Origin of the sequence: Virgibacillus sp. NKC19-16, from assembly GCF_021560035.1 — a bacterium.
Taxonomy (GTDB): Bacteria; Bacillota; Bacilli; order Bacillales; family Amphibacillaceae; genus Virgibacillus_L; species Virgibacillus_L salidurans.
Map to the genome: position 1 here is coordinate 1,040,742 of NZ_CP074373.1, position 20,880 is coordinate 1,061,621.

Annotated in this window: 15 protein-coding genes and 2 pseudogenes; 14 read left to right on the forward strand and 3 right to left on the reverse strand. The window is 41.3% G+C overall.

The window, feature by feature from the left end; genetic code table 11:
- Positions 1-189: 189 nt before the first annotated feature.
- Positions 190-5,232, reverse strand: a complete 5,043-nt coding sequence (locus KFZ58_RS05655) for a 5'-nucleotidase C-terminal domain-containing protein (protein WP_235793833.1) — start codon at positions 5,230-5,232, stop codon at positions 190-192.
- 67 nt (positions 5,233-5,299) lie between these two features.
- On the reverse strand, positions 5,300-5,914 hold the full coding sequence (srtD, locus tag KFZ58_RS05660; RefSeq protein ID WP_235793834.1) for a class D sortase, LPxTATN-specific: 615 nt from the start codon (positions 5,912-5,914) through the stop codon (positions 5,300-5,302).
- Positions 5,915-6,383: 469 nt separating this feature from the next.
- On the opposite strand from srtD, the pseudogene KFZ58_RS05665 reads away from it, so the two are divergent.
- From KFZ58_RS05665 to KFZ58_RS05720, 13 genes and pseudogenes are all read left to right on the forward strand, one after another.
- Positions 6,384-7,071 (forward strand): annotated as a pseudogene (locus KFZ58_RS05665) (carbon-nitrogen hydrolase family protein).
- Positions 6,975-7,265, forward strand: coding sequence for a carbon-nitrogen hydrolase family protein (locus KFZ58_RS19320; RefSeq protein WP_370642517.1), 291 nt, complete (start codon positions 6,975-6,977; stop codon positions 7,263-7,265). The pseudogene KFZ58_RS05665 and the gene KFZ58_RS19320 overlap by 97 nt, the downstream one beginning before the upstream one ends.
- A 311-nt stretch (positions 7,266-7,576) precedes the next feature.
- Positions 7,577-7,960, forward strand: a complete 384-nt coding sequence (locus KFZ58_RS05670) for a hypothetical protein (protein WP_235793835.1) — start codon at positions 7,577-7,579, stop codon at positions 7,958-7,960.
- Entirely contained in the window at positions 7,960-8,976 is a 1,017-nt protein-coding gene (locus tag KFZ58_RS05675; protein WP_235793836.1) for an RNA-guided endonuclease InsQ/TnpB family protein, read from the forward strand. Before KFZ58_RS05670 ends, KFZ58_RS05675 begins: the two co-directional genes overlap by 1 nt.
- 211 nt (positions 8,977-9,187) lie before the next feature.
- Entirely contained in the window at positions 9,188-10,102 is a 915-nt protein-coding gene (locus KFZ58_RS05680; protein ID WP_235793837.1) for a DUF7916 family protein, read from the forward strand.
- Between the two features lie 77 nt (positions 10,103-10,179).
- Positions 10,180-10,818 carry a TVP38/TMEM64 family protein gene (locus KFZ58_RS05685; protein ID WP_235793838.1) on the forward strand — a complete coding sequence of 213 codons (639 nt, stop codon included), beginning with the start codon at positions 10,180-10,182 and terminating at the stop codon, positions 10,816-10,818.
- A gap of 601 nt (positions 10,819-11,419) precedes the next feature.
- The gene (locus KFZ58_RS05690) at positions 11,420-11,920 is read left to right on the forward strand and encodes a CarD family transcriptional regulator (RefSeq protein ID WP_235793839.1); all 501 of its coding nucleotides are present in this window, start codon (positions 11,420-11,422) and stop codon (positions 11,918-11,920) included.
- Between the two features lie 84 nt (positions 11,921-12,004).
- Positions 12,005-12,400 carry a transcriptional regulator Spx gene (gene spx, locus KFZ58_RS05695; protein WP_235794675.1) on the forward strand — a complete coding sequence of 132 codons (396 nt, stop codon included), beginning with the start codon at positions 12,005-12,007 and terminating at the stop codon, positions 12,398-12,400.
- A gap of 398 nt (positions 12,401-12,798) precedes the next feature.
- A complete protein-coding gene (locus KFZ58_RS05700; protein ID WP_235793840.1) occupies positions 12,799-13,593 on the forward strand; it encodes a SurA N-terminal domain-containing protein in 795 nt (264 codons plus the stop codon).
- A 325-nt stretch (positions 13,594-13,918) separates the two neighbouring features.
- Positions 13,919-15,181, forward strand: a complete 1,263-nt coding sequence (locus KFZ58_RS05705) for a 3D domain-containing protein (RefSeq protein WP_235793841.1) — start codon at positions 13,919-13,921, stop codon at positions 15,179-15,181.
- Positions 15,182-15,555: 374 nt separating this feature from the next.
- A complete protein-coding gene (locus KFZ58_RS05710; protein WP_235793842.1) occupies positions 15,556-16,092 on the forward strand; it encodes a nitroreductase family protein in 537 nt (178 codons plus the stop codon).
- A 34-nt stretch (positions 16,093-16,126) separates the two neighbouring features.
- On the forward strand, positions 16,127-16,780 hold the full coding sequence (locus KFZ58_RS05715) for a carboxymuconolactone decarboxylase family protein (protein WP_235793843.1): 654 nt from the start codon (positions 16,127-16,129) through the stop codon (positions 16,778-16,780).
- Between the two features lie 83 nt (positions 16,781-16,863).
- A complete protein-coding gene (locus tag KFZ58_RS05720; RefSeq protein WP_235793844.1) occupies positions 16,864-17,649 on the forward strand; it encodes an HAD family hydrolase in 786 nt (261 codons plus the stop codon).
- A gap of 37 nt (positions 17,650-17,686) precedes the next feature.
- Here the strand turns inward: KFZ58_RS05720 and serA are convergent.
- Positions 17,687-19,272, reverse strand: a pseudogene (gene serA, locus KFZ58_RS05725) (phosphoglycerate dehydrogenase).
- Between the two features lie 510 nt (positions 19,273-19,782).
- Here serA and proB point away from each other — a divergent pair.
- Positions 19,783-20,880: a glutamate 5-kinase gene (gene proB / locus KFZ58_RS05730; protein WP_235793845.1), complete on the forward strand. Its 1,098-nt coding sequence runs from the start codon at positions 19,783-19,785 to the stop codon at positions 20,878-20,880.

Below are 20,880 nucleotides of genomic sequence, written 5' to 3' on the forward strand. Positions count from 1 at the left end.
TGTTCACATGATTTCTAACGTCAGCAATTATTTGATTGTTTTGCACCGAGTATCACGAAGATGCAAAACGATCGAGAATAGCATTGAAACACAAGAAAAAATGTAACGGAGAAACTCAAGTAAAACAGCCCCGCCTATCGTGAAAAGGGGGCTGTTTTTAGATAACCTTTCTTCATTTTATGACTAGGCTTACCGGGAATATCTCCTTCTGTAAAGGAGAATCACACCACCTGCTGCAAGTAACACACTACCGATAAGCAGGAACATATACATATTAGTTGCTGTATCAGGCAAGGTTGCACCATTACTACCTGGTGCTGAACCATCACCATTTGCCCCGTAACCGCCACTAATTCCACCAGGTACTGTGCCATTGCCATCTGAGCCAGGAGCGTCGCCATTCCCACCAGGTGTTATGTCATCGCCATCAGAACTAGGACCGTCACCACTTCCGCCAGGTGCTATGCCGTCACCATCTGTACCAGAGTCGTCATCATTTCCCCCAGGCGTTGTGTCATTATCATCTGAGCCATCTTCTTCCGGTGGCGTTTTATCCGGATCTGTACCGGAATCTCCGTCATCTCCAGTACCGCCGTTTTCATTACTCGGATCTTCAGGAAGTTCCGTGAATTCCTCACCCATCAAATCGACAATCCGACCTTCTCGTTCAGGATCAACAATGCCACCCAAATTTTCAACCATGTAATCTCTCAATTGCTCCCAGTCAGATGCGCCGATGTCTCTTACGCGGCCATCATTATAAACTTGTTCAAATGTTTCAAATCCGTCACCGCCCTGAGCGGTAAAACCGTTCGTTGTCACCTGATATTCCGCGTCTAACTGAATTTCCTTCAGTTCACCGTCAATCTCAACGTACATTTGAACAACACGGTTGCCCGGTTCTTTTTCACTGTCATAATAGAATTGCATACCAGATACATGCAGGAATCCGCCACTTTCAGCTGGTGCCTGACGAACGCTGTGTTCTAGAATATCCTTGATTTCCTGGCCAGTCAATGTCGCTACCGCTGGGTTGTTACCAAATGGTAGAACGTTGATGACTTCACCGGCCGTAATCTCACCTTCATCAATCGGTGCGCGGATACCCCCGCCATTTTGAAAGGCAATAACCGTCTCAGGATTATCTATCTGTGCCCCAGCAAGCATAGCGTCTGTCACCAAGTTGCCAAGCTCTGTTTCATTGGCTCTGACACTGTCATCACCAGGCTCATCTTGACGCGGGTTTGTCAGATCTTTTATGGCCACTGCACCAATTTCCTCGTTCATGACCTCATCTACTTGTTCCTTATACGGGGCAAGTGCCTCCGTGGCTTCAGGATCTTCCGTATAACCATCCACTTCAAGCAATTCGCCTTCATAATGGGTTACGACACCGTCCTCATCAAATGTCACATCAAGTGTGCCAAGGTTCTCAGCATACTGGCCTGCCTGCACGATGATAGTAGGTTCTTTCGTTTCCCCGTCAGCATCTTTCTCTACACTTTCCGGCTCTTCCAATGCAGTGTGCGAGTGCCCACCTACAATTATATCAATGCCATCAACCTCTTCAGCCAGGCGTAAGTCATTGCCCACTTCCGGAGCACTGTCAAAACCAATGTGAGTCAGAGCGATAATTTTATCAATGCCCTCATCTTCAAAATCTTGCACCGCCTGTTCGGCCGTTTCAATGAAATCGGCAAACGTGACATCTGCCGGGCTTGCAATATTGGCCGTATCTTCGGATGTCAACCCGAATACCCCAACTTGCTCTCCATCAATTTCCTTAATAATACTATCATAAATTTCCCCGTCTTCTGGATCATTAGCTAACGATTGATTTGTGTCGAGATCGCTCATATAAGGATCCTGTGAAAAGTCAATGTTCGTACCCAAGAATGGGAAGTTAGCATTGTCAACGAACGCTGACAGCGATTCATGACCACCTTCTTCAGCACCTAAATCAAATTCATGGTTGCCAAAAACCATGGCGTCCATATCCATCAAGTTCAACAGTTCCAAATCAGCCTGTCCATTGAACTCATTGAAGTAAAGCGTTCCAGAAAAAACATCACCGGCATGGAAAAGCAATGAATCCGGGTTGTCCTCTCTGAATTCTTTGATCGCCGTCACCATTTTCGGTAGTGGTTCAACGCGTGCATGGGTATCGTTCATATGCATAATCGATAGCTCTACGTTATCTTCTGCATCTTCAACTTCTTCAGCTGCCGCCAGATCAATTTGCGTCAAAATCGGGTCATGATCACTCGCACGCCCGTGCATATCTGTGAAATCAGCATTGACATGAAGCACGTCAGTCTCTGTTACATCAGCGAGGTGATTAGACACGAGCACGTGATCAAGCACCTGAGAGTTCCCTTGGTAAAGATAGGTGTACCGCTCTTCTTCAGGCACGGACATCATGGCATTGGTCAGTTCATCGCCTTCAAGAATGTCCATCGTCTCTGTAAATTCAAAGTCATTCATATCCCCTAAGACAACGACATTTTCATCCGGATTGTCCGCTTTGATATCCGAGACAAATTCGTTGACGATACTAGCCAGCTCATGCCGCTGCGGTTCACTTCCCTTTATCGGAGGCTGATTTTGCCCAAATTCACCATCATCCCCGGACTTGGAATTAAAATGATTCGCTACGACAACAACACTCTCACCATTAAAATCAAACTGTGCTGCCAATGGCTTGCGTGTATTCTCCATCACATCTTCATTTGGAGCTATACGCCCTGGGTTCAGCGTCAATTGGTCTTCATTATAAACCGTCGCTTCCGTAGCTGTGCCATGTTCACCGTCTGTCAGTGACACACGTTGCGGATTATAAAGGAAACCAACGCGAATATTACCATGTGGTGCACCGCCATCCTGATTGTACGCTGGATCGATATTGGCATAGTCGTAAGCAGGACCGCCTTGATTCCTGATTTCGTCAATCAGTCTTTCGTAACTTTCAGAGGCGTCCGCACCATCAGGGCCTTGTTCTTGTCCATTATTGTCCATCACTTCAACAATGCCCACAATATCTGGGTTTTCCATATCACTTACAAATGCTCGGGCAATATCTTCCGCTTTTTGTTGTGAGGTCTCACTTTCATTGGCTGAAAAGTTTTCCACGTTATAGGTTGCAACCGTTAGTTTATCATCATCTTTTTCGATACTTGTCTGCTCCGGCTGCGTATCGCCTTCTTCAAAAACAGATTCAACTTCTTCCAGATCTGCATAGACTTTGTAGTTGCCGAAGCCATAATTTACGACACCATCAACGGGTTCTGTGAAGCGATCCCCTGTTTTGACCGCAAAATCTCTAGCGTCACCGTTAGGATGCAGTTTATACTGAATCGTTTGTGCATTCGGACCTTCTTCTGTTAAGCGAATACCACCATTAGCTGTATTTTCCGGCGTGAATTCTTCTGTTGCCACAACCAGGTCACCATGTTCTTGTGGTGCCACTGCTCGTGATGGTGCTACTTCAACACGCATTCCCTCCATACTTTCCCAATAATCAATCGCATAGTTATTCGGGTCAAAGCTGTCAAAACCATCGTCGCCAATGATGGTCTCAGGAATATCGCTTGATGTTAACTCAACAGCTGACGGTAGCTTAACATCGCTTTCTATAACTTCAATAGCACCGCCCTGGTCATCACGCACATTAATTTCTGTAATCGGCAAATCTGTTTCAGCTCTATCATCATACCCATCAATATGATATTCATCGACTTCTCCGGTTACATGAATGAGATCACCGACATCGACATTATCTGTATTTCCTGTATAGACAACGATACCTTCAGATGTTTTTTCATTCCCATCATAATCTGCTTCAGGTGTTTGCATATGAAAATAATGTGAACCTCTAATTTCATATTTGTAGGTGACAATCCCTTCAACATCTTCTACTGTGCTGCCATTCATCGGTGATTCGTGTCCTTCACCTTGAATATCGTGAATCATGATACCATCTTCAGAATCATAAACCGAATAGTGAAATTCAGATATTTCGCTGGATTCTAATCCATCTTTTTCGGCTATTGCTTTGATTGTTACGTCCTCGTCAACTGTTATCGCATTACTGTACAGCTCCCCATTTTCTGACGATGGTTCACTGCCGTCTGTCGTGTAAAAAACGTCCGCATCACTAGTCGCTGTTTCCAGTGTAACATTCGATCCAGCCGGAATAGTCCCTGGGTCAGGGCTGGCTATAATAGGCTGGACAGCAGATGCGTCACCGACAATATCCGACTGGTTGCGCGGGATAATCTGTTGGTCCTCATCAAACTGTACCACCATCCCGGTAATAGAATCATAGGTGATACCAGTTTCCAAGTTTAGTTCACCTGTTTCATCACGCACCACAAATGTATTCCCGGCCTCATCCTCAGCTGTATAATTCGCCCAATCACCGCCATCCTCGACATCGGTAAGTGTTACATTATTGATGACAGCCAGTTTTGACTGGTGGTTTTCCAGCTCATCGCCATTCAGGCTCAAAGGATCCGGAATGCCTGCATCTGTTGTTTTTTCCTCAACAGTCGCATTATCCAGTTGCAATAATCCTCTGTAATCATTCAAACTGCCGGTCACAGTAATTTCATCGCCCACTTGTACATCAAGGCTTGTTGGGCGCACAGCAATTGCTGCTGTATCATCCTGAATTTGAATGGTATTTTTTAACTTAGCTGTGACAACACCTTTTGTTTTCACTTCACCGGTTGCTTGGTCTCTAACATCCGTAATGGACTGTAATTCGAGCGGTTCATCCGGCTCTTCAGAGGCAAACCTCATATCGCTCGGTTCCTTCAGGCCATTATGGGTATGATATTCCTCCATAATACCGGTGACCACAATTTCCTCATCCAGATTGTCCGGATTTGAATTTAATCCAAATTCTGTCCGGTAATCACTACTCACCTGGACAAACAACATGTTACCGACGTCTGTTTCACCGGCTTCTTCTGCAATTGCTACATTATGATCCTCCCGGAAATCATTATCTGATACATTATCAGGACTAATGACATACCCAACAATATGTCCGGCAACTGTCTGCTCACTGCCGTCATTTTCTTTTTCAATAGCCTCACCGACAGTGATAGGTTCGTCCGCCGCCTCATCAGCGTGAACTGTGACGGGGCCTGCTACAGGTGTCAGCATACCTATCATCAATACAAAAATCATCATCATACTATAATATTTTCTTCTGATGGGTGATTGCATTTCGTTTCCTCCTTTTTAATGTTGTTTAGCCTACAAATTAAAAAAATGCTAGATTCATCTCCACACTTCACTGACGGATATAATGACCTTGCTTATCATCATCGTCGACCGGATAGGCATACGTCACAAATCGATCCGGCGCATTTCCGACATACTCAAACGGATAGCACGTTGAGACGACAAGAACTTCTTCTCCCGTTTCACCTATGACGGAAGTATCATCAGCTGCAACAATTTCAGTCTCTTTAATTTCGTATGTATAAGTTCCATAAGATGTCGTAATTTTATACTGATCACCGATCTCGATTTTGTCGAATTGACGAAAAACAGTATCGCGATGACCTGATAAAACAATTTGATCATTTTGACCAGGATAGACTGAATTTGTTACATGACCAACGCCCTTTGCCAACGCATCCGGATCAGCTCCTTCTACGACAGGTAATACCTTGTCCAGTTTAGGTATCTCGAGAGTAGCAAAAGCGTCCCCATCTGGTGCCTCGAAATCAGCAGGAGCAGCGGGATTTATGCTTCCGGTACTATCTTTCGGCTGCTTTGCAATAGCCCTTTCCGCCTGTTCCAATGAATCATTTTGTGCTTGCTCATGGGAGATGTATTGGTAGCCGAATACCGTAATACAAATTACTCCAATAAAAACGAGTATGTAACTTATCCATTTCATACAACAACCTCCATTTCGCAGATACTATATTACGTTTCACCTCCCTATATCTACCATAACGAACGAATATTAATATACTATAAATAAATTGTAAAAATTCCGTTAAGTTGATAGATTAATTGAATAATAACCTCCTTTAACCATAGTCGTAAGAAAAATCTATTTACTATAATATAAGTAATTTTACATAAATTTACTAGATGGTAAAAGTACTAATTCTTTATCAAATTTAACTTTAAATGGGCTAAAAGTTTCATGAGATAACACATGTAAAAAATTGTCGTACAAAGTTAGAGGATAAAATTTAGGCAGTTTCTGCTCTTTCTCCAGAAAACTACTTGGTCAAATGTGTTGGTGGTATGCAGCAAGTAGCGTTATAGTAAAATTTAAGATTAAAAACATTAGGAGGAGATTTGAAATGGAAATGGTCAACCAATACAAAGCTACTGTTATTCAAGCTGGTTCGGAAATGTTTGATAAAGACAAAGGAACCGATAAAGCCATTCGTTTCATAAACGAAGCAGGGGAAAACGAGGCAAAAGTTATTGTATTCTCCGAGGCATTTATTCCTTGCTATCCGCGTGGTATGTTGTTTGGTGCAGTAGTTGGCAGCAGGTCACAGCAAGGGAGGGAAGACTTCACCAGATACTGGAAAAATGCCATCCAAGTTCCAGGGAAAGAAACCGAACGTATTGCAAAAGCTGCCAGAGACGCTAAGGCATACGTGGTCATTGGTGTTGTCGAAAAGGACAGCGAATCCAGTGAAGGCACGTTATACTGTACCGTGTTGTTCTTCGGACCTGATGGAACGCTGCTCGGAAAACATCGGAAGCTGAAACCGACGGGCTCCGAAAGACTCATATGGGGAGAAGGGGATGGGCACCATGCCTGTATTCGACACCCCGTACGGGAGAATTGGAGCACTTATCTGCTGGGAAAATTATATGCCGCTCGCTCGCGCAGCCATGTATGAAAAAGGGATTCAAATTTATGTCGCCCCAACCGCAGATCACAGGGACACATGGTTTGCTTCCATGAGACATATTGCCACGGAGGGGAGATGTTTTGTCCTATCCTGCAATCAGTATTCCACAAAAGACATGTATCCGAAGACATTGCCTCCCGTCCGGAATTTGAACAACTGCCAGAAGAAATGACACGGGGCGGAAGCTGTGTAGTCAACCCCTTAGGTGAATTTATCGCAGAACCGGTTTTCAGTGAAGAGAAAAATATTTATGCAGATATCGACCTCGATAAGATCCCCGAGGGTCACTTTGATTTCGATCCGGTGGGACATTATGCCAGGAAAGACGTTTTTCATTTGGAAGTTGATGAAACAAAGCGGACGTAGTAAAGAATTGAATCTATTCGCGTGAATGCCGAACAAATGATAAAAAACGCCGTACAAATGCCAATGAATCCCGAACCGGTCTTTGAAGATAGTTGTCAGCCAGTTATCTTTAAAATTACTTCCATAAACTGAATCGAATAGACTGAACTTATCTATCACCAATGTCGAGAGTGCCCTTAACTCTTAGCGCAGGCGTAGGTGGCGGGGTGAATCGACAAAAATAGAAGTATATGATAGCCAAACGTTTGTTTTTAAATCGTAAAAATTATATAATATGATTAACAATTAAAATGAAGGAAAGGGGGTAGGATTTGGGAGAAAAAGCAATCTATAACACGCAGCAAATCTGGATTAAACCGAGTCATCGAATGTTCGCTTATTTTCAAGATATGTGTGAAAACAGCAAGAATTTGTATAACACCACTAATTTTTACATTCGGCAAGTATACACAGGATTGACCACAAATAAACCATTACAACCATTGCAAGAAGAAGTATTAGATACGATTCATGCTAATGTCGAAAAGATAAATGCGAAACAATTAATAACATACGAAAAACGTCTGGCCAAAGAAAAGAAAAAAACAAAAGAAAAACAAAGCGAAGTGAGTTGCAATCTCTTTGAGATGCCCTCTTTAAGCAAATCGAACAATCAGATTACCGATCACTTCCTGCACAAAATAGCCAAAGTGTGATGCGTAATGCGTTTGATGACTGGCAGTCTTTCTTTGCGAGTTTAAAAGATTATAAAGAAAATCCATCTAAATATCTAGGAAGACCGAGAATACCAGGCTATATTAAGAGCGCAATGCGAATAGCTACATTTTCAAACCAAGATTGCACTATTAAAAATAAATGTTTGAAGTTTCCCAAAATAAAAGAAAAGCTTAACCTGGGAAAACTGGGTTACACAAATGAAAAACTAAAATCGGTTCGTGTGATTCCGAAGTACGGTCAATTTGTTGTGGAAATTGTTTTTGAAGGAAATATTGCCGAACCTATTTCCGAAATTCCGAAGCGTGTGATGGCGATTGATTTAGGAATTGATAACCTTGCAACCATTACAACAAACACAGGAAAGGCACCTGTTTTGTTGAAGGGCAAAAATATCAAATCAATAAATCAGTTTTATAATAAAAAACGTGCGTATTACAACCGTATTCTACGCCAAGGAAAGTCATCGAAAGAAGGATTGTTTTCATCTCATCGGCTTCAAAATCTCGATGCGCTTAAACATCGTAAATTAAAGGATTTGTTTCACAAAGCAAGCTTTGTCGCAATGAGCATAGCGGAGTTAGAAGACATAAATACAATTATTATTGGAAACAATAAAGGGTGGAAACAAAACGCTAACATGGGGGCAAAAAATAACCAGAGGTTTGTTGGTATTCCTTTCAGTCTGCTCATTAATATGATCAAATACAAAGCGGAGCGGGTTGGTATTAATATCATAGTGACCGAAGAATCCTATACTTCTAAAGCTAGTTTTCTTGATAGGGACGATATACCAACTTATGGGGAAGAGATTGTTACTAACCTTTCAGGGAAGAGAATCTCACGCGGTTTATACCGGACAAAGGAAAACCAAATGGTTAATGCAGATGTAAACGGTTCTGCTGACATTATGAGAAAGTATTTAGTTAAGAAAGAGATCCCTTTATGCATCAAAGATGTTGAAATAAATCAGGTTTTAAGTTATCAAATCGCCTAAATGTAGTTCCGAAGGCTAGACCAACGGAATAGAGGGTCTAAGTGTGAATAGTCCACTGATGTCGCAGGTCCGGTAACGTTAATCGTTCGCTTTATAAGATCGATACGTTGCAAACTCCCATCTTCAAAACGTATCAGTGTTTAAGTGGGAGAAGTTGATTGTAAAATAATAGAAGAGCTACCACTTTTTTGCAGAAGGGACTTTTTGACAAATGAAGCGATTATTGAATTGTACTGCAACCGATTTTGCCCAAATGAATGGCACTCAGTTAAGGCAAGCCATTGAAGCATCGGAAGGTAGAGTAATGCTGTCAGAAGTAATTTGTGCATCAACCCCGCTTTATCCTGGCCTGACGAATGCGGAATATGCGGCTTCATTCGGTGCGGATATGATGCTGTTGAACTTATTCAACGTTGAACATCCGAAGATTGAAGGGTTAACTGTCGATAAACCGAGGGGAGTAATCAAAGAACTGAAAAGATTAATCGGCCGTCCTATTGGGATAAATCTGGAACCAGTTGATCCTGATGCGGATAACGCAGAAACGTTGGAAAATCTTCCAAAAGGGCGTACCGCAATTCATGAGTCGCTGGAAAAAGCGAAGGAACTGGGAGTTGACTTTATCTGTCTGACCGGGAATCCAAAAACAGGTGTCACGAATACGGCAATTTTAAAGTCAATTAGACAGGCAAAAGAAATTATTGATGATATCATGATTATTGCTGGAAAAATGCATGGTGCCGGTGTCAAAAATGAGGCTGGTAGCGAGATTGTCAGCAAGGATGTCGTGGCAGAATTCGCTCAGGCAGGTGCTGACGTGATTCTTTTGCCAGCTGTCGGCAGTATTCCAGGGACGACACTTGAAAAAACTGAACAGCTCGTGCAGGCAGCCCACGCGTCGGGCGCATTGGCGTTAACTGCGATCGGTACAAGCCAGGAAGGGGCATCAAAAGAAACAACTCAGCAAATGGCCCTCTACAATAAAATGGCTGGAGCGGACATCCATCATATCGGTGATGCTGGTGCGCATGGGATTGCCGTACCGGATAACATCATGGACTATTCAATTGCTATTCGCGGGAAACGTCACACATATGTAAGGATGGCGGCGTCAGTTAATCGGTAAGTGGTGGTGAACCGTCCCCATGCATCCTTTATGATATACTTAGCTCATTGTATAAATGAAAGTCTAACAATAAATTTATGAAAACTGGAGTAGGCATGACGCATCTAAAGAAAACACTCATAAATTATCAAAAACCAATCGTTAGAATTACAAGCATAGTCGGTATTATTTTATTAATCGGGATTGCCTTTTTAATTTTTGAAAGCGGGTTTTTCAATAATCCTGACCGTGTACAAAACTGGGTCGAAGGGTTCGGCAGTATTGCACCTTTGGCATTCTTGGGTTTAACGTATGTTCAGGTCGTTATCCCGGTTCTGCCCGGAAATGTTTCGACAGTAGTTGGTGTGATGTTATTCGGTATCGGGCTGGGGTCCGTTCTGAATATAGTTGGCATCTTTATTGGTTCCTTGACAAATTTTTTATTGGCACGAAGGTTCGGACGTGGGTTTGCAAGTTATTTTGTCAAACAGGAAACCTATGATAAATATATTGGCTGGGTCAACAAGGGAAAACGATTCGAAAGGTTTTTCTGGATTTCATTGGTTTTTCCCGGCTTTCCGGATGACTTTATTTGTTTGATTGCGGGACTTACCAAGATGCCCTTGAAAAAATTTGTCTTTTACTTTTTACTTTGCAAACCGATCACCCTGTTTATATATACATTATTTGCGATTTACGGAATGCAATTCTTTTATGATTTGATCCAATCGATTTAATAAGTAAGCAAGGGAACGGTTCTTTTGCTTCCTTTTCGATAAATATCGGATGAATAGAACAGGCGCTGAATGAAATGCTGCAATCGCTGGATAAAACGTGCTGAACGCGGGACAAAATGCAACGAACGCCGGACGAGTGGCAAAGACCGCTGGATGAGATGCTCTAAGCGCGGAATGAACAGCCCCGAGCTTATATAAATATAACATGAGTAAAGCTAAACCAGACTAGGAACAAGAAGTGGATTTTAATTTTTTACGACCACTTGACGGATTTGACGTGTATTAAGCATTATTGACGCGAGAGCATAAATGAAGAATTGGATGATAATATTGTGAGAAAATATGAAAATGATTTTACTATTGAAAAAGTTCATTTCCTTGAAAGAGAAGTATATAAGCTCAAACAACAGTAATTCTTCTGGAGTGCATTAATATCTAAACCAGTTAACCTTGTTTTCAAAGTGGAAGAGTAGGCAAACCCCCTCCTGATCGAAGGAGAGACCCCCTCTCCTTGTTGTCAACTATGTTGACGATTCGACAAATTTAGTGTATACTAGTATTGTAAACTAAATTGACGATTGTCGAGTTGGAGGCTACCAAAATGTTTAATGTTGGAGATTTGGTTATCTATTCTGTACATGGATTGTGTGAAATAGATGATATCAGTGAAAAAAGTTATGGTAAAGTTACGAGAAATTACTACGTGATGCATCCGCTTGAAAATCCGAAATTAACAATAAGCAATCCTGTAGATAGTGATCAAGTTGTCATGCTGGCGGTTATGGGAAAAAAGGAAGCTGCAGAAATTATACAATCCTTCCAAAAGCCGGGTATCAGTTGGATAGAGGACGCAAGAGAGCGAGCCAAAAAATACAATAGTTTAGTAAATACTGGAGATCGCAAGGAAATCTCTAAAGTAGTAAATACATTAATGAAGGTAAATATAGAGGCAAGCAGGAACAATCAAAGAATAAACACGCAGGATCGGGATCTGTTAACTAATACACAAAATGTCATGTTTAAGGAATTAGCCTTATCACTGGATACTTCATTTGAAGATATATCCGAAAAGGTTAACAGCATGATCAGCTTGCAGGAGTAATCTACCTTCATTCTTAGACGTGATTTATATAAATTTCAGGAATGATTGTATTGCTACATCATTAAAAGAATGGAGAATAACGGTATGGTGACACTTTATGTCAGACCAGGTTGCACATCCTGCAAAAAAGCAAGAAATTGGTTACAAGAAAATGATATACCTTTCATGGAACGGAATATATTTTCAAAGCAATTAACTTTACCTGAGATTAAAGAAATTTTCCGGTTAACCGATAATGGCACGGAAGATATTATTTCAGGTAAGTCTGCCGTTTTTCAGAAAAATATTATTGATATGGATCAATTGCCTTTGAAAGATCTGTACAGTTTCATCCGGGAAAACCCAAGTATATTAAAAAGTCCGATCATCCATGATGAAAAGCGTTTAATGGTTGGATATAGTGAATTTCAGATTCGCGTATTTATACCCAGATCTGTCCGTTCACTACAATTACACGAAGCTCAAAAAATGGTTGAATAATCGTATTATAGCGGATGGGCAGCAGTTTTAATTTTGGTCATTTCCTTACTAAGAGCATTTTATACATTCCTTATTTTTGTAAAAAGATAAACCCATTCCTTTTTCATGAACCATGATTGTTATAACTCCTTATCATTCCATCCTAGCTTCATTATTCTTCTCTTATACTTCACTTATGGCAAAAAGCAAACCCCATGCCAACGATAGTATTTTCTTATTTTTCCAGTGCCGTTACCGAACTTATTTCTAATATAAGATTGGGCTTAAAAGGCGGAATAACAGTTTGTAGAAAAATCAATCATAAAAAAGAGACATTTGTTCACCTTATAAATAGGTGTACAACTCATAAAGATGTGTTACAATGTGCCAAACTGTAGGAATAAGAAAGGAGAATTGCATTGAGTAAAAAATGGTTATTAAGTTTATTACTCGCTGTCCTCATAGCTGTACTGGCTGCATGTGGTGGTGATACGGAGGAGCCAGCTGAAGATAATAGTGAGGATTCAGAAACGCAGGAGGAAGGGTCAGCTGAAGAAGGTGGAGGCGAAGAAGCAGCCCCAGAAATGCCTGAGCCAGACTTAGAAGATGTTCCTGACGTTGTTGCAGAGGTGAATGGAGAAGAAATATCCAAAGAAGAATTTGAAACGACGTATCAAGGGCAATTTCAGCAAGCAAGCATGCAGTCACAGATGAGTGGACAAGAGGTTGACCAGGATCAATTAAAAGGACAAGTTGCAGAAAGCATGATTGGCACAGAGCTACTCATACAGGAAGCAAATAACAGTGATTATGAAGCCTCAGAGGAAGAAACGAATGAAATACTGGATGAATTAGTAGAACTTAATCAGCTTGAATCCCAAGATGAGTTCATGACTGCTATGGAAGAACAAGGCGTGGGTGAAGAAGAATTAATGTCCCAGCTCCAGTTGCAAGTAAAAATAGATAAACTTATTGCCGATGAAGCTGGTGACACGGAGCCAACGGAAGAAGAACTACAAGAACTTTATGATCAGTTTGCCGCCCAGCAAGAGCAAATGGGTGGAGAAAATGGAGAAGAAGCTGAAGTCCCATCTTTTGACGAAATGAAACCAGATCTTGAAGAACAAGTAAGGAATCAAAAAGAAGCGGAAGCATCACAAGTACTTGTTGAACAACTTCGCGAAAATGCAGACATCACGAATCATTTGGCGTAGATCTTGAAAAAGTCACATTCTAAAATATACGGCCATCACAATCTATATCAATTTGATGGTCGTTTTTTATGTTTAGTATGGGAAAATTTAGCTACAATAGTAGAGGTAATTTTTTTCAGAAAAGAGTATTTCTTGTCAGTTATACTACAAACAAGGTACGCGCTATAAGGATTCCGCTGGGTATTTTCTATAATCAGACAATGATAAACTATTAATTTATTACTTTTCGACACAGTTTGTAATATACTTTTAACATTTGTGTAACCTAGTGTCTGGAAGAATGTGCTATTATAAGTTGTATCGAAAATTTAAGGGGGACTACATAGTGAAAAAATTAGTAGCTACGGTTGCTACAGGCGTCATTGTTGCTGGATCTTGTTTTACAAATGTTTCAGCTGCGGATTATCAGGTTCAAAAAGGTGACAGCTTATGGAGCATAGCAAATGCATATAATACGACCGTTGACGACTTATTTGATGTAAATGATTTAAAGTCATCTCTCATTCATCCAAACCAAATACTAATCATTGACGAACAATACAAAGTAGAAAAAGGCGACACATTATCTGGCATCGGAAATAAATTGGGTGTAACGGTAACTGATTTGAAAGAATGGAATAACCTTGAATCAGAGCTCATTACTATTGGCCAAACGTTAACTATTAATGGGTCAAATAGTGAAAAGAAAGAAGCACCTGTTGCACAAGTACCTGATAATGAATCAGCCAATGTAGACAAATTTAACGAAAATAGTCAGACAAATGAAGAATTAGAAGCGGAGGCTGCTGCTAAAGCGCAGGAAGAAGCAGATGCCCAAGCTGCTGCTCAAGCAGAGGAAGAAGCAAAAGCTGAAGAAGCTGCCGCAAAAGCAGAGAAAGAGGCAGAGGCTGAAGCAGCCGCTGCAAAAGCACAGGAAGAGGCGGAAGCTGAAGAAGCAGCCGCTAAGGCACAAGAAGAGGCAGAAGCCGAAGAAGCAGCTACTAAGGCACAAGAAGAGGCGGAAGCTGAAGAAGCAGCCGCTAAGGCGCAAGAAGAGGCAGAAGCTGAAGAAGCAGCTGCTAAGGCGCAAGAAGAGGCAGAAGCTAAAGAAGCCGCTGCAAAAGCACAAGAAGAAGCGAAAGCTGAAGAAGCAGCCGCTAAGGCACAAGAAGAGGCAGAAGCTAAAGAAGCTGCACAAGCAGAGAAAGAAGCCGAAGCAGCTACTGAGGCACAAGAAGCAACTGATGCTCAAGCTGTTACTAACTCCACAGAAAATGCAGAGTCGAAAACGGAAAACAATACACAGGAAAATGCAAATGGTGAAACATTTTCTGTAACTTCTACAGCATATACAGCTGATTGCGAGGGGTGCTCTGGTGTTACATCAACAGGAATTGATTTAAACGCAAATCCGAACCAAAAGGTAATTGCTGTTGATCCAAGCGTTATTCCACTAGGTAGCGAAGTATATGTTGAAGGTTATGGCCATGCAGTAGCAGGTGACATTGGTGGAGCAATTAACGGTAATAAAATCGATGTTCATGTTCCAACAACCGAAGAAGCCCTCAACTGGGGTGTACGTACAGTTGATGTGACTGTGGTAGAGTAGTAATTTAATAAATAAAATAAATCAAGGGAAAACATCTTTTAATAAGGTGTTTTCCTTTTTTCATTGGAAGTAAAGAGTCTCTACCGCTCACTGGCTAAAACCGTCATGGGAATTGACAACTCATATTCTAGTATTTACTCAAAAAAGACAATAAGCCTTAAAAGAAAACGGGGTTTCGTCTTCCGAGTAGTTATTAGATAAGGTAAATATATGCGAAGACTTTACTAAGGCTCAGAAAGTAGGAATGAAAATTTTATCAAGAAGTATTCCTTATGGTATCGAAACCATTTTAATAAAAAACGAAGCTTACAAGCACATCCTTCCATTCAAAAGTCAAAACTATGTTATTATTGAATTAACAGAGGGGGACAAGTATGGATGTATTTGAAGCGATACAGAAACGTCGTGAAATCACCAAATACAAAGATAAACCAATTTCTGATGAAGTGTTAAGGAAAGTAGAGGATGCTGGATATTTTGCACCTACAGGAAATAATCTGCCTTCCAAAAATTTAATTGTCGTAAAAAATCGTGACGTTTTAGATCAACTAGCTGAAACAACACCGTATACGAAATGGTTAGAAAAAGCCCCGGCTGCCATTGTCGTTACAGGGAAGCCTGTGGTGAGTAAATACTGGCTGCAGGATGCTTCCATTGCATGTGCGTTCATCTGGGTGGAAGCGGTAGAGATGGAGCTGGGGTCAGCTTTCGGCGCAGTATACAATAATGAAGACGAACAAGATTCACTTCCTAAGGAAAATCATGTACGAAATATCCTGGAAATACCGGAAGAAAATCGCATTGTTGCAGTTTTAGGGCTCGGTTACCCGAGAGAAACACCTGGACCAAAAAAACATGTAGATAGAGAAGAAGTTGTTCATTATGGAAAATTTGATGCTAGCAAGTCATAAAGTTTAAAATAAATTTTAATGAAGGAGTTTTATCATGTCGAATAATTTATATCAAAAAAGCCATATGGCTCATCTAAATCAATTAAAAGATCTTGCTCCTGAACAGATGCAAGCATTCGGAGCGTTTAATGAAGCAGTTTTGCAAGAAGGGGCGCTAACGAAAAAAGAGAAAGAAATCATCGCTGTAGCAGTAGCTCATGTTACGGAATGTCCGTATTGCATCGATTCACATACGCGGAACGCAAAAGCAGAGGGAGCTACGCTTGAAGAACTAACCGAAGCTGTATTTGTAGTGGCAGCTATTGAAGCAGGTGGTGCAGTAACGCATAGTACACATATTCATAATGCAAAAAATGAGGAAGCAGAAGATGCGTTATATACCCGCTCAAATCTAAAAAGACTTGGCAGTTTAAGCAAGCATGCTCCTGAAGGTTTTAAAGGATATTCTGGATTTAATACGGCAGCCATGAAAGCTGGTAAATTGAGCGCGAAATTCAAAGAAATTATTGGCGTAGCGGTAGCTCATGGAACGCAATGCCCTTATTGCATCGATGTTCATACAAAAAATGCGGATAAAGAAGGGGCAACAGATGAAGAATTAGCCGAAGCAGTGCTCGTGACATCTGCTTTACTTGCAGGCGGGGCTTATGCACATATGGCTAATATGATTGAGAGCTACGGAGAATAAGAAGGAAGCTAAGTGACGGTTCTCCTGCTTCCTAAAGAGCGAAGCAGCAGAACCGTTCCCATGCTTCCTTAGGGGGTGAATAGATGATAAAGGCTATTCTGTTTGATCTGGATGATACGTTACTTTGGGATGAGAAAAGTATTAAAGAGGCTTTTAAAGCAACGTGCCACCTTGCGGGAGAGAAGTATACGATTGATCCGGTTTTATTGGAAGAGAATGTTCGCAGGAATGCCCGGGCGTTATACGAAGATTATGATACATATGATTTTACACAAATGATCGGAATCAATCCCTTTGAAGGTTTATGGGGAAATTTTAATGATGAAGGGGAATCTTTTCGGAAATTAAGTGAGATTGCTCCTGCCTATCGAAAGGAAGCGTGGACGCGTGGCTTAAAAGATTCAGGTGTTGACGACCCAGCATTTGGCTATGAACTGGCAGAGAAGTTTCCAATGTTTCGCAAACAAAAGGCTTTTGTATATGGAGATACTTTTCGTGTTTTAGATCAGTTAAAAGGGAACTATCAGATGCTACTGCTCACCAATGGTTCTCCTGAATTACAACAGACAAAACTGGATATTACGCCAGAGCTTACGCCTTATTTTGACCAGATCGTTGTTTCAGGGGCTTTCGGGAAAGGGAAGCCGGACCCGACCATTTTTGAGCATGCGCTGGAGCTTCTTTCTGTTCAAAAGGATGAGGTATTAATGGTGGGGGATAATTTGACGACGGATATTCTTGGGGCATCAAGGGCAGGGATAAATTCTGTCTGGATTAATCGCAAACAAAAAGTTGCGAATGAAATTTTCCCGACTTATGAAATCGCCGAGTTGGAAGAGTTAGTACCACTAGCGAAAAATATGGAATAAGGAAGAAGCACACAGCAAAATCACTGTGTGCTTCATTCTATAAATCTATTGCCGTTACGTCATAAATTTCCTCGAGTTCTTTTAATGCTTCTAATTCGTTTTCTTCCATATGCTTATCAACGGTCAGCATCATGATTGCATTTCCACCGACATCGGATCTATCCACTTGCATGGTTGCAATATTGACTTGGTGTTGTGCCAGAAGGGATCCCATTCTGCCGATAACACCTGGTTGGTCCAAGTGATGAATGACAACGATATGTCCTACTGGTGCCACGTCAACGCTGTAATCATCTACTTTTACAATCCGAGGTCCCAGACCATTTAATAGGGTTCCGGATACTTTTCTTTTACCGGATTTGGTTCTCACTTCTACTGTTAGAAGATTGGTGAACCCTTTTGTGGACGAGGTTTTATTTTCATGTACGGTTATCCCTTTTCTTTCCGCAAAATAAAGGGCATTTACATCGTTTACATGGTCACCGAGATAGCGCTGCAATAGTCCTTTTACTGTATTTCTAGTTAATGGCGCTACCTCTACTTCAGACAAATCCCCAGAATAATAGATGTTTACTTCTTCTGCTACTTCCCTGGTCAGATCGATGAGAAATGACCCCAGTTTTTCCGCCAGATTAAAATAGGGTTCTATTTGATTCATAATCTCCCTTGGTACGGAAGGGAGGTTAACGGGATTTTTTACCGATCCACCTGTTAAAAAAGTGACAACATCGTGACTGACATCAACAGCCACATTTTCCTGTGCCTCGATGGTGCTTGCACCCAGATGTGGGGTAGCAATTACTTCAGGTAATTCCAGTAGTTTATGATCAAGGAATGGCTCCTCTTCAAAAACATCCATTGCCGCACCGGCTACTTTTCCTGAGGTGATCGCCTCGTATAGCGCTTCTTCGTCGATGATCCCTCCCCGGGCGCAATTGACGATTTGCACGCCATCTTTCATGCTTTGAAAAGCTTCGGCGTTAAGCATGTGTTTTGTTTCTTTTAATAACGGTGTATGTACGGTAATAAAGTCCGCTACTTTTAAGACATCTTCAAGCGTTCCGTAGCCAATTCCCATTTTATCTGCTTTTTCCTCTGTCAAAAATGGATCATATGCGATGACATTCATCCGTTGTCCCTTTGCTCGGCTTGAAACTTCTGCACCGATTCTGCCTAGCCCAACCACACCAAGTGTTTTATTTTTAATTCGACGCCCACGTATTTTTTTCGGTCCCATTGATGATTCTTTAGTGCATGATAAGCCTGAGGGATGTTTCGGGATAAGGACATGAGCATCGCCATCGTATGTTCTGCAGCTGAATTGGTATTTCCATTTGGTGCATTTACGACGATAATTCCATGTTCTGTCGCAGCATCCAGGTCAATATTATCCACACCAACACCGGCACGCCCGATGATTTTCAGGTTGGAAGCGTGACTGATTAATTCACTTGTTACCTGTGTTTGACTGCGTACTAATAAAGCATCGAAGTCCTTAATTTTAACGGCTAATTCTTCGGGTGTTAAATTTGTATCCATAACAATTTTCGTGTTTTCCGTTTCGCGAAGTGGCTGGATCCCTTCTTCGCTTAATGGATCTGTAATTAATATATTAAATGTCATAATGAGCCCCCCCTTATATGGAGAATTTTATAAAATAATTTTATCATATCAGATGCAGATTTATTGTCAATAGGGCCTGTCCTATTGACATTTAGGGGAAATCCCTATTATAGGGGCCTGTCCCTCATCACTTTATCACTTTAGCATGGTGAGGGACAGGCCCCTTTGTCTAATGTATTTTGCCATTTTTGCGGCTTGACATTTAAGGAGAATATCTTATAATAGCCTTATATACGTATAAACGAACGTTCACGAAGGATTAGTATGTGAAACTATTGTGATAAGAGAGCAGAATTTACGAGCTGAAAGATTCTGCATGCAATTAAGCCACAGAACCTGCCTTCTCAGTCCCCTTGATGGGCGCCTACTCCAGCGTTATTCGAAGCAAAGCGGAATGTGTTTTTAGCATTCAATAATGGTGGTACCGCGGAAGCAGAGCTCTTTCGTCCTTTTTTATACAGGATGAATGGGCTTTTTTTATATATTTATATTTCATAGGAGCAATGCAATATGGGCAAAAAGCGAATCGTTGTCAAAATTGGTAGTAGTTCATTAACAAATGAAAAAGGGGAAATAGATCAGGAGCAGTTACATGAGCATATTTATGCGCTCTCTGCTCTTCGTCAGGAAAATCATGACGTTATTTTAGTTTCTTCGGGTGCAGTTGCTGCTGGATTCACCGGATTAGGCTATTCCTCTAGACCTGTTACCATTAAGGGAAAGCAAGCGGCAGCGGCAGTTGGGCAGGGGCTGCTAATACAGACATATATTGAAAAATTCAAGGAATTCAATATCACTTCTGCACAACTATTATTAACGCGAAATGACTTTTCCAATAGGGAACGCTATAGAAATGCTTTCGCCACGATCACGGAATTATTGGATCGCGGGGTTTTGCCCATTATAAACGAAAACGACACAGTATCGGTTGAAGAGTTGACATTTGGGGATAATGATATGCTTTCTGCGCTTGTCAGCGGTTTTGTCCATGCAGATCAGCTGATTATTTTAACAGATATTAACGGGCTTTATGATGGCAATCCAAGAAAAAATCCATTTGCAAACAGGATTGACTTTCTGGAGGATATCACGGATGACATGGTGAACGGGACTGATGACACGGCTTCAAAAGTTGGCACAGGTGGAATGAAGTCAAAGCTGCTAGCTGCAAAGACGGCCATGACGCTGGGTGTTCCTGTCTTTATTGGTTATGGGCGAGGGTCTCAAAAATTGCTTGACATATTACATGGAAATGGGGATGGAACCTATATTGCCAGTCGGCATGGTGCTGTTAATACAAGAAAACAATGGATTGCATTGCACTCAGAAACCACTGGGACAATTTATGTGGATCAAGGAGCAGAAGAAGCTATTTTATATAATGGAAAAAGCTTATTGCCTGCAGGTGTTTTTAATGTAAAAGGAACATTCCACAAAGGGGATGTGGTAAACGTATATGGCACAAGCGGATTTTTAGGCAAAGGTGAAATTAATTGGTCATCAGATGAAATCAAAAAAACAGTCGAAAAACGGGATGATGCACGTGGAGTAGCAAAATCTGCTGAGGTTATCCATCGTGACGGCTGGGTAAAAATGGGGAGTGAATAA

Bases quoted from the DNA above. Each gene is read 5' to 3' on its own strand.
- KFZ58_RS05710 (WP_235793842.1), top strand. From the start codon at position 15,556: ATGGATGTATTTGAAGCGATACAGAAACGTCGTGAAATCACCAAATAC.
- KFZ58_RS05715 (WP_235793843.1), top strand. From the start codon at position 16,127: ATGTCGAATAATTTATATCAAAAAAGCCATATGGCTCATCTAAATCAA.
- KFZ58_RS05690 (WP_235793839.1), top strand. From the start codon at position 11,420: ATGTTTAATGTTGGAGATTTGGTTATCTATTCTGTACATGGATTGTGT.
- KFZ58_RS05720 (WP_235793844.1), top strand. From the start codon at position 16,864: ATGATAAAGGCTATTCTGTTTGATCTGGATGATACGTTACTTTGGGAT.
- KFZ58_RS05680 (WP_235793837.1), top strand. From the start codon at position 9,188: ATGAAGCGATTATTGAATTGTACTGCAACCGATTTTGCCCAAATGAAT.
- proB (WP_235793845.1), top strand. From the start codon at position 19,783: ATGGGCAAAAAGCGAATCGTTGTCAAAATTGGTAGTAGTTCATTAACA.
- KFZ58_RS05685 (WP_235793838.1), top strand. From the start codon at position 10,180: ATGAAAACTGGAGTAGGCATGACGCATCTAAAGAAAACACTCATAAAT.
- KFZ58_RS19320 (WP_370642517.1), top strand. From the start codon at position 6,975: ATGTTTTGTCCTATCCTGCAATCAGTATTCCACAAAAGACATGTATCC.
- KFZ58_RS05655 (WP_235793833.1), bottom strand. From the start codon at position 5,232: ATGCAATCACCCATCAGAAGAAAATATTATAGTATGATGATGATTTTT.
- srtD (WP_235793834.1), bottom strand. From the start codon at position 5,914: ATGAAATGGATAAGTTACATACTCGTTTTTATTGGAGTAATTTGTATT.
- spx (WP_235794675.1), top strand. From the start codon at position 12,005: ATGGTGACACTTTATGTCAGACCAGGTTGCACATCCTGCAAAAAAGCA.
- KFZ58_RS05675 (WP_235793836.1), top strand. From the start codon at position 7,960: ATGCGTAATGCGTTTGATGACTGGCAGTCTTTCTTTGCGAGTTTAAAA.